The organism is Eubacterium coprostanoligenes (genome assembly GCF_900167205.1).
Taxonomy (GTDB): Bacteria; Bacillota; Clostridia; order Oscillospirales; family Acutalibacteraceae; genus Eubacterium_R; species Eubacterium_R coprostanoligenes.
In genome coordinates, this window is sequence record NZ_FUWW01000022.1 from 17013 (window position 1) to 27118 (window position 10106).

Here is a 10106-nt window from a genome sequence, read left to right on the forward strand (position 1 = left end):
GAAGATAGTTATTATTTATATAATTTTTGCTTTACCGATATTTGACCAAGATGAATAGATCATATCATTTTCATTTGTAATTTTATAACTTCTGATTTTGAAATAGTAAAACTTTCCCGGTTTCAAGCCTTGAAGTGCAAATTTCTTTGCGTTTTTATTATTAACATCAACCACTTGATTATTAATAAAACTTGGATATTGACTATACATTATTTCGTAGCCGTCACATTGAGAAGCAGTCTTCTCCCAATTAATTTCAACATTGCCTTTTCTCAAAATAATTTTTCGAAAAACAGGGCTTTGTGGATAAATAAAGAATGAAAGTCTTTGCATACCGCTGTAATTTCCGATAAAAGCAATGTCATAATTATACATACCGACACATCTTCTGCCTCTTGGAATATTTAAGATATAATCAGTTCCGCAAACAAGCCTTTTACCGTTTGAATCAACAATATATACATTTGGTGAAAACTGATAACGGTTATATTCGGCACTTGAATAGTCTAATGACGAATCTGAAATTTTATTAATTATTTCGTCCTTTACAACTTCACCGCAAACAGAGCAAACCTTAACTTTATGACCGTCTGATTCGGTTGTTGCCGGAGTTACTGTTTCAACAAGTCGATGCCTTGTTGGGCAAATATATTTTATAATATAAGAATCATTACAGATTTTGCAAAAGCACTCAATATACCCAAAATTTGTACAGGTTGGTTGAACGGTTCTGTATATCAATTCGTGTTTTTCATCCTCATCAGTTGAAGGCGTGCCATTCTGTTTATCAACCTGAATGTTAAACTTATAAAAGTTTTCTTCAATATTCTTCGTTTCCGGCGAAACAACAATCTTTTTCAGGTGTTGAGCATATTTAAATGAATTTTTGCAAATTGTTTCTGTATTTTTTAATGTAACAAACTCTTCAGCTGATTTTGCAGGCGGATACTTTATTAATCTTGTCAAATCTTTTGAATACAGCACTCCGTCAAAAGATGAATATGCCACATTATCAACTGCAACATAGAATTCCTTTATGCCTGTGCAACCGTCAAATGCTGTATTGTCAATTTGAGTAACTGTGTCGCTGATGCTTATCTTTTCAAGGCTTGTACAATTTCTAAATAATCTTGCACTGATTTTCGAAATTCCGCTTTCAATTAAAACAAACTTAATATCCCCGTTCAAAAATAAAAACGGAGAAGTTGAATAATCAGGAATTTCACCGTTGCCCTTAATTATAACTTCGCCCGTTTTGCTGTTCACGGTATAAACTATTCCGTCAGATAGTTCTTCTTCAATAACTTGAGCATAAGCAGAAATAGGACAAGCTGACAATAATATAAGCAATGAAAGCAAAGTGCACAAAATCCTTTTCATAAACATCCCCGAAATGTAAATTTACTTGTTTTAAAAATTCTTAAATGTTATTAAAATTCTTATTATAATATACCATATAATGAATTTTTATTCAACTCATAAATCGACAAAAAATCACATCGAAAGAGCTTAAACAGAAAAAATTTTACAACATTAAATTAAAAAATCCCGAAAAATCGGAATTTTTTAATCAATACCAGTTCCATTTGAGTTTTGATGCTTCTGTATTAATAACGCACCAAGTATAATTCTTGTATTTTTTACAGTCATCCTTGGCATCATAAAATCCAACTGCCAAGTCAATAATGACCTCACCGCACCTTACATAACAATCAACAAATTCTGCACTTGAAGCATTATTCAATACGTTAACAAAATCGTCAACTTCAAGCTGAAGCCCTTTAAACTCCCCTTTGCTGTTTGCAGTGGTTTGGAATTGCAAATTTGGATCTGAACATTCAGGCATCTCAATAATCATATCGCAATGCTTAAAGTCCTTGTATTGATTATAAATAGTATCATCTGAATAATTCTGCGGATACAACTCAATATCGAAGGTAAGCACTATAGTGTCATTTTCCACCTTAACATTTGATAGTTTTTGGTCGTGAATCAACCCGCAAGGAAGATCGAAACCGTACAAATCAAATTCAGTATTCATAGCGTTCTCCTATATAAATCAATATTTTTTGTTTTTTTATTTTACTGCTGTTGCTTCAAAGCTAATATCCAAAAGCATTTTTATTTTTTCGTCATCAGCGCTGCCCTCAAGCACAACAGAAATCCAACTGCTTTTTGTCATATGATACGCAGGATAAAAGCCGTTTTCTCGCAAAAGTGATCCCACCATTATTGGGTCGCTTTTTAAATTTACAACAGAAATTATATCATCAGACGGAAGTCCGATTTTGTTTTTCGGTATGTCCATAATAACGGCAAACCACTTTTTATTGTTTGGATGTCGAAAGACACGGAAGTTCGGATACTGCATCCACGGAAAATCCGAAGTACAAACATAATTGTCTGATATGAACTTTTCTAATTCGCTCCGATTCATTCCCCTACTCCGATATTACAATTAAAATCATTCCTCAACAGTTTTCCAGCCGGCATAAATAATATCTTCAGCCTTTCCGACCTTAGTCAATATGTTTTCAATCAAATAATCGTTATTTGTTTTGGTTGTAATAAAAGCCTTGATTTTGGATTCGTTGTTCTCGCCGTCAATAGTTTCCAAATTATGCAGCAACGCATTCGGTTCATTTTTGATGATAGACATAATGTTTTTCCTGATTTCAAGCGCTGCTTCTTCAGGGCAAACAACGGTGATTTTGTAGAACTTTTCTCTGTTTTCTTTTTTTGATTTTTCGTATTTGCGAGCTTGGTCAATTTTATCCGACAACGGATGAATCACCAAATGAACAACCACTATTGCAAATGCCGCAACAATGGCATATTTCAGTTGTTTAAGACAACATAGAATACCGATTGCGGAACTTGTCCATACCGTTGCAGCTGTATTCAGTCCCCTTACATTCGCACCCTCTCTGATAATCAAACCTGCACCGAGAAAACCAATACCGCTGACAACCTGCGCAGCAATACGAGTTAAATCAGTGTCGGGTCCTTGAATCAGATAACCAAACGAGGTAAACAAAAAAGCACCAACACAAACAATTATGTTAGTGATAATTCCTGCATTGTGGCGGGTCAACTGTCTTTCCAAGCCGATAATAGCACCCAAAATAATTGCCAACGAAATTCTTAATAAAAACCCTCCCGTATCGGTTATGTCAGAATTTAAAAGTAGTTCCTTCAAAGTATAGCCTCCCCAAACAAAACTAAATATTTTTTCTCTTATAACAATTATAATACAGCATTTTGAACAATATTACAATAACCAAAGCCAATAATTTATTAATATGTTATAAAGCGTTGACATAGAAGAATTATTATGATATAAAGAAATCAAAAGATATCCACTTTTAATAATAACTGTTTATTATACTATTATAAAAGATTTTGAAAGAGAAATAATTTTATGAGTAAAACAAAGAAGATAATTATCACAATTATTTCAATATTGCTTTGCGCTTTGATAGTGATTGCTGTTGTTTGCAAATCAAATCAAAATGTTCAAAAAATCATCAAAGACGATTTTGGCAGTTCAATAAGCGTTGTTCTGGATAATCCAAGCGATTACGGATTGTCTGATATTGACGCTTCGAGCGATATTGAGATTTTAAACGAAATCAACATAAACAATATTTCAAATGATAAAGGAAATGTTATTAGTATTCCTGTTATAATCGACGGTAACATTGAGTTGATTTACTCTATTTCTTTGACAGCTTGTAGCTATAATGTTTCGGTCGGCAAGGACTATGCACCGCTGTTGAACGAAATGAAAAAGAACGGATACAACGAAGTTTATATTATCCAAGATGAATACACATTTTATGCTATTTCCGACAATCATATTTACAAGCAATCAGGTCAAGAAATAGCTCAGGTTGATGAGAAAGATTTAGATTTTACTATTCAAGATGATATGCAAAAGAGCGATTTAAGTTCTGTTAATGATGACTATACTCAAACCGCTGTCGAATCATTAAAAACCGCAAATAAAGAATAATAACAAAGCCCTCCCATGGTAGAACAAACTATCGCAGGAGGGCTTTCTATTACCTACTTTTACATACTTATTACACACAGAATTATTTATCCCCTTTAGCTTTTATCCTATATGTAAATCACATCACATTGTATTGACAATTATTTTTTATAATGCTATACTTTTTACGTTCGCTCAGGGAGCGATTGTTCAGTAAAAACAAAAGCCGAACAGGTGCAGACTGAGACAGCTGTAGCTTGTTCAGCTTTGTGATTTTATTTAATATTTTTCAAGAAACAAACGCAGAAATTCTTTAAACAAATTTCGGGAGAATAAAAATGGCAAAGGATGAATATTTAATAACAGATCCGCCGCTCAAGGCATTGACTGTTTTTGCAATGCCTATGATTTTGGGCAGTTTCTTCCAACAAGTATACAATATGGCCGATTCAATCATCGTTGGTCAATTTGTCGGTTCTTCTGCTCTTGCAGCCGTTGGTGCTTGTGCCGCACTTACAAATGTTTTTATTTGTATAGCACTCGGTGCAGGCGTAGGCGCAGGCGTACTTGTCAGCCGTTATTTCGGTGCTCAAAATTACAGCAAAATGAAAACGATTGTGTCCACTTCGTTAATCAGTTTTTTGCTTTTAAGCATATTTCTCGGTATTTTTGGATTTTGCAGTTCTCATTGGATGATGAGCATATTGCAAACACCGGCAGATATAATGGAAGATGCGGTGCTGTATTTGCGTATCTATTTTGCCGGCTTTCCGTTTTTGTTTATGTACAACATTCTGTCAACAATGTTTACTTCAATCGGCGAATCTAAAATTCCTTTGTGGCTTTTAATATTTTCATCTGTTCTGAATATCATTATGGACCTATGGATGGTTGGCGGTCTCAAACTCGGTGTATTCGGTGCAGCACTTGCAACTCTTATTGCGCAAGGCATTTCCGCAGTACTTTCCCTTTTCATTTTTCTTCATCGTATGCGCAAATACACAAGTCAGTTTCATTGGTTTGACAAAAATGAACTGCTTTGTATGCTTAAAATCGCCGTTCCGTCTGTTCTTCAGCAATCAACAGTATCAATCGGGATGATGATTGTGCAAGCGGTTGTAAATCCATTTGGTACACAAGCGCTCGCAGGATATGCGGCAACAATGAGAGTAGAGAATGTTTTTTCACTGATATTTGTATCAATCGGAAATGCTGTGTCACCTTTTGTGTCGCAAAATCTCGGTGCTAAAAAAATCGACCGTATAAAGAAAGGTTACCGTGCCGCCTTGCTGTTAGATATATGCTTTGCTGTTCTTGCATTTGTAATTATCGAAACAATGCACACTCAAATTTCTTCACTTTTTTTAGGCAAAGACGGAACAGAATTGGCGTATCAAGTATCGGGAGATTATATGAAATGGCTCGGCTACTTTTTCATATTTATGGGCATCAAGATGGCAACAGACGGTGTTCTTCGCGGGCTTGGAAATATGCGACCGTTTTTAATTGCTAATATGGTCAATCTTGCAATTCGTTTATTTGTAGCATTAATTTTTGCACCGCGTTTCGGCATTGAATTTGTTTGGCTTGCAGTACCGGCAGGCTGGCTCGCCAACTTTTTAATTTCCTATTCGGCACTAAAAAAATCTTGGCCAAAAGAAAAATCGGCTTAGAAATATTCACATTATATAAGAAAACAGGTTTGCCACAAAACTTAGGGCAGACCTGTTTTTAAACAGACATTATAAACTGTCACTCAACACCTTGATTTTTTCATCACGGCTAAGAGTCTTATAACCGCCATCCATTGTTAGTGTTAAATCGGCAATGTTTTCTATATCATCTTTGGTAACTCCCAAATCGGATATATTAGTAATAACACCGATTTCGTTCATCCAAATTTCCATTGCAAGTAATCCTTCTTTTGCAATTTGCTCATCTGTTTTGCCTTGAGGGGAAACGCTCCAAACATTGATTGCAAAACGCTTAAATTTATCAAGTCCGTAAGGCATAATATATCTGTAATATGCGAGAGAAACAGCAGAAAGCGTCATACCGTGGGTTGCATTTGTATAACCTCCGACTGCCTGACCGAGCATATGAACCTCCCAATCGGTTGTTTTGCCTTTGGCAATAAGAGTGTTAAGCGCCCAAGTAGCAGTCCACATAATATTGCTTCTTGCCTCGTAATCGTTAGGATTTTTCACCGCAACAAGGCTTGAGTGAATAACACTTTTCATAAGTGCTTCGCTGATATAATCGCTTGTATTATCATCAGTTCCTGAAAAATATTGTTCGCAAATATGATTGAAAATATCATAAATTCCCGACACCATTTGGTATTTCGGCAATGTCATTGTAAAGCGAGGATTGAGGATTGTAAATTTCGGCATAATCTTTTCATCTGCAAAGGCATGACCGATTTTTTCTTTAGTATTCTGATTTGTAATTACAGAACCTGCGTTCATTTCCGAGCCTGTTCCAACCATGGTCAAAACACAGCCAATCGGTATTATTTCACAATCCGGTTCTTCAAAACGAACAAAATATTTTTCCCAAGGCTCTTCATTACAATTAACAGAAACAGAAAGCGCCTTTGAAAAATCGCAAACAGAACCACCGCCAACTGCGAGAATAAAATCCGCATTATGATTTCTTGCTATTTCTATACCTTCATAAAGTTTTTCAACAGTCGGATTTGGCATCACGCCCTCAATTTCTGTAATGTTTTTATTACTTTCTTTTAGAATTTTGATTATATCGTCATAAATGCCATTCTTTTTTATAGAACCTGTACCATATACAAATACAACATTATCACCGTATTTTTTCAATTCATCACTTAAATTGGATAATGAATTTTCTCCAAAATAAAGTTTTGTCGGATTACAATAACTAAAATTTCCTAACATAATTTTGCTCCATTCTTTAATAATATAGAAATTTCATTACACATTTTTACCCATTTGATATGCAAGTTTCATTGCAGGGTGATTTTTAATTTCACCTTTTTCATACACACCGCCGGCAACAACAGTTCCTTTTTCAACTGCACCTTCCACGCAATCGGCATAACCTCTAAAACAAGCCAATGTTGTGTCTGCTGACGATTTTTCGTTATCTGCCATAGTAGTAATATAATAAAATTCCTTGTTTTTAACCTCTAACCAACGAGCAAAGTTGTCGTTTGGCTCACCAATCGGAAATATCATTGATGAAACATGTTTTTCAATCGTATTATCTTCAGTTTCCTCGTTCTTATCATTCCACACTTCTTTTGCCATACGAAATGCAGCCCAAGCTTTGGGCCATCCTGCATAAAAAGCATTATGTGTTAAAATCTCCGTGATTTCTTCTTTTGTGATTCCATTTTTCTTAGCGCTTTCCAAATGGTAACGAAAAGCGGAATCGATTAAGCCTTGCGACATTAAAGAAGTAACTGTAACAAGTGAACGGTCTCTAAGTGATAACTTATCTTCTCTGCTCCAAACCTCACCAAACAATACATCATCGTTTAATTCGGCAAATTTCGGAGCAATTTATCCTAATTCTTTTCTACCGGCTGTTTGTTTTACTGCCATAAATTTCAACCTCCTAAAAATTAAAATTCGCTATTGAATATTTTTTTAATCTCTGCTATATTGATAATAACACCTAAACCTAACTTTAAGTCAAGAGTTTTTTTATTTTTTTGAAGGAAAAAATATGTATACAATCGGTCAAGTATCTGAAATGTTTGATTTACCGGTATCAACTTTGCGTTACTATGATAAAGAAGGACTGTTTCCAGAATTAAATCGCACATCTGGAATTAGACAATTTAGCGAAAATGAAATTGAGGCATTGCGTGTGATTGAATGCTTGAAAAAAACAGGGTTACAAATAAAAGACATTAAGCAATTTATGTCTTGGTGTATGGAAGGAAGTTCAACATATACCAAAAGAAAAGAATTGTTTGAAAACCAAAAAAAGCAAGTAGAGGCTGAGATTACCAAGTTGAATAAAACGCTTGATATGTTAAATTTCAAATGTTGGTATTACAGTGAGGCTATCAAAGACGGAAATGAGGAAAGACTCAAAAATATAATTCCGAACGAATTACCGAACAGCATTAAATCGGCATATATCAATTCGCACAAAGAATGAACAAGGCAGTAAAGCAAAATGTGTTAGACAAAGCAAAAAATAAAAGAGCCGATTTTTTGAAAACGGCTCTATTCTTTGGCAGGGGCAGAAGGAATTGAGGCTAATATTTCATTATCAAAACCCTTATAAATAGGCTGTTTTACCAACACATCAAAATCAAATGAGGGCAATAATGAGGGCAAAATGTTAATTTTATTGCATTTTTGTTATCTTAAATATAAAGTTATAAAAAAGTAATCAGTCGGATTTAACCAAATCCACGAGGTTAAAAAGGAATGGTTTGGCTCCGAGGGACAACACAATATGTTCTGCGGCGACTAAATGTTTTGAACCAAAATTTGATATAATTATATTAAAAGTAATATTTGAGCTGTAAATGGTTTTTGCTGTTTGCAGCTTTTTGTTTTTTTATAAATATCAAAGGATGGTAAAGGAGTACGCAAAGCCGTATTCTTTATTTATTCTTTTATAAAGATTTTCGTATTGACTCAAATTCTGTTATTTTTTCATAAACACTTATGTTTCGATAATTTCTTGGCATTAAAAATCCCTCCTGATGTATATTCTACATCAAGAGGGCTCTTTTTTCTATTGTCCATTTTTTACGGACTTGTTCACAAATCTAATTCATCCTTTCTGTATGTCTTATCACTTTTAGGATTGTATGAGAATTTTAAGAAATGTTTTTCAAAATCTTTGATTTCTTAACAGTGCTTACGGTTGCCTGAATTATCGGACCGGAGAGCAAAACGGTGGCAATTGTGCAAATTCCGAATTTACCGCCGAGCAAAACACCGATAATTACCATTATAATATCAAGAACCATTCGTACGATTTTGATTTTCCAACCATTTTTTTCGGCAAGCGAAAATGTGACTGCTTCATATGAGCCCCTGCCGAAATCAGCGGCGGAGTAAAGCCCCGTTCCGAACGAAAATATAGCAATGCCAAGCAGCATTATAACAAAATTAACCGCTTTAATATCTGTATAATGCTGAATTTTTGTGAATACATCCACGAAAAAACTATAAATGATTTGGTAAAGAATTGTGCCGACATTGATTTGCTTTCTATCATAGAAAAAGGCAAAAATTATCATTGCCACAGCCACAACAAACGACGATGTGCCGATTGACATACCTGTCACATTCGTCAGCCCTTGCCACAATATCGCAAGTGTTGCGCCGCCGAAACCTGCGCCTATTGCAAGCGTAATTCCGTATGCGGATATTATTGATCCGATAACGATCATCAGCGTTTTTGTTGCATATTTTTTAAATTTCATATTATCACCTACAAAAAAATAAGACTGTAAACTATGCTGTTGTGTTCAGAAACAGCAAAATTTATAGTCTTCATCAGCCGAGACAGCTTTATTTTTTTTGATTATACACCCGAGCTTTTATAAAGTCAACGGTAAAAAAATTCAAATATTATTGTATTAATATTTCAAAATTACAGTTTTGCAATTCTCACAAATTGAAGCGGCGATATTCGTTCTGTGACTCGGTTTAACTTCGGTAATCTTAACAAATCCGTCAGCTTTTTTCGCATCCGTAAACACACCCGGTACCTCGTTTGCAAAGCTGAAAGCACCGTCTTTACTGCAAAACAAATAACCATTTCTCATTTCTTTGCCACACTCCGGACATTTCATAGTTTTTACCTCCGTTTTGTTATTAGGCAGAGCGTTGCGAACGCTCCAACATTTCTTGCATTTGCTTTTCAAAAATTTCTGCTTTGATTAAAGCGATACCCTGTGACTCGTCTCCAAGCACAACAAGACGGTCACCCTCTTTCATATCAAATGTATCTCGTGCATTTTTTGGTATTACAATTTGCCCCTTGCTTCCGATAGTAACTGTTCCCCAAAGATGTTTACCGATAGGCGCAGGTGCTATCTTTGTTTTGCCTATTTTTTCATCAGAGTGAATCAGTGAGTCAATTGTAACGCCATAAAACTTTG

Annotated in this window: 12 protein-coding genes; 3 read left to right on the top strand and 9 right to left on the bottom strand. The window is 35.0% G+C overall.

The window, feature by feature from the left end; genetic code table 11:
* Positions 1-15: 15 nt before the first annotated feature.
* The 4 genes from B5D29_RS07900 to B5D29_RS07915 form a co-directional block, all read right to left on the bottom strand.
* Positions 16-1380 carry a leucine-rich repeat protein gene (locus tag B5D29_RS07900; protein WP_159443445.1) on the bottom strand — a complete coding sequence of 455 codons (1365 nt, stop codon included), beginning with the start codon at positions 1378-1380 and terminating at the stop codon, positions 16-18.
* 190 nt (positions 1381-1570) lie between these two features.
* The gene (locus B5D29_RS07905; protein ID WP_078769031.1) at positions 1571-2041 is read right to left on the bottom strand and encodes a hypothetical protein; all 471 of its coding nucleotides are present in this window, start codon (positions 2039-2041) and stop codon (positions 1571-1573) included.
* Between the two features lie 36 nt (positions 2042-2077).
* Entirely contained in the window at positions 2078-2437 is a 360-nt protein-coding gene (locus B5D29_RS07910; RefSeq protein ID WP_078769032.1) for an MmcQ/YjbR family DNA-binding protein, read from the bottom strand.
* Positions 2438-2464: 27 nt separating this feature from the next.
* Positions 2465-3199 carry an MgtC/SapB family protein gene (locus B5D29_RS07915; RefSeq protein ID WP_200803082.1) on the bottom strand — a complete coding sequence of 245 codons (735 nt, stop codon included), beginning with the start codon at positions 3197-3199 and terminating at the stop codon, positions 2465-2467.
* A 222-nt stretch (positions 3200-3421) separates the two neighbouring features.
* Between B5D29_RS07915 and B5D29_RS07920 the strand changes: the two genes are divergently transcribed.
* The gene (locus B5D29_RS07920) at positions 3422-4015 is read left to right on the top strand and encodes a hypothetical protein (RefSeq protein WP_078769034.1); all 594 of its coding nucleotides are present in this window, start codon (positions 3422-3424) and stop codon (positions 4013-4015) included.
* A gap of 317 nt (positions 4016-4332) precedes the next feature.
* Entirely contained in the window at positions 4333-5667 is a 1335-nt protein-coding gene (locus B5D29_RS07925) for an MATE family efflux transporter (RefSeq protein WP_200803083.1), read from the top strand.
* Between the two features lie 69 nt (positions 5668-5736).
* Here the strand turns inward: B5D29_RS07925 and B5D29_RS07930 are convergent, their stop codons facing one another.
* Both B5D29_RS07930 and B5D29_RS08870 read right to left on the bottom strand, forming a co-directional pair.
* Complete coding sequence (locus tag B5D29_RS07930) at positions 5737-6906, bottom strand: iron-containing alcohol dehydrogenase (protein WP_078769036.1); 1170 nt, start codon at positions 6904-6906, stop codon at positions 5737-5739.
* A 36-nt stretch (positions 6907-6942) separates the two neighbouring features.
* On the bottom strand, positions 6943-7497 hold the full coding sequence (locus B5D29_RS08870; RefSeq protein WP_423240864.1) for a carboxymuconolactone decarboxylase family protein: 555 nt from the start codon (positions 7495-7497) through the stop codon (positions 6943-6945).
* A gap of 202 nt (positions 7498-7699) precedes the next feature.
* Between B5D29_RS08870 and B5D29_RS07940 the strand changes: the two genes are divergently transcribed.
* Positions 7700-8140, top strand: coding sequence for a MerR family transcriptional regulator (locus B5D29_RS07940; protein WP_078769037.1), 441 nt, complete (start codon positions 7700-7702; stop codon positions 8138-8140).
* A 673-nt stretch (positions 8141-8813) separates the two neighbouring features.
* Here the strand turns inward: B5D29_RS07940 and B5D29_RS07945 are convergent.
* The 3 genes from B5D29_RS07945 to B5D29_RS07955 all read right to left on the bottom strand — a co-directional run.
* Positions 8814-9425 carry a YczE/YyaS/YitT family protein gene (locus B5D29_RS07945; RefSeq protein WP_078769038.1) on the bottom strand — a complete coding sequence of 204 codons (612 nt, stop codon included), beginning with the start codon at positions 9423-9425 and terminating at the stop codon, positions 8814-8816.
* A gap of 156 nt (positions 9426-9581) precedes the next feature.
* A complete protein-coding gene (locus tag B5D29_RS07950; protein WP_078768905.1) occupies positions 9582-9797 on the bottom strand; it encodes a PF20097 family protein in 216 nt (71 codons plus the stop codon).
* A 22-nt stretch (positions 9798-9819) separates the two neighbouring features.
* A partial coding sequence (locus B5D29_RS07955; protein ID WP_143406755.1) for an AbrB/MazE/SpoVT family DNA-binding domain-containing protein occupies positions 9820-10106 on the bottom strand: 287 nt, incomplete at its 5' end.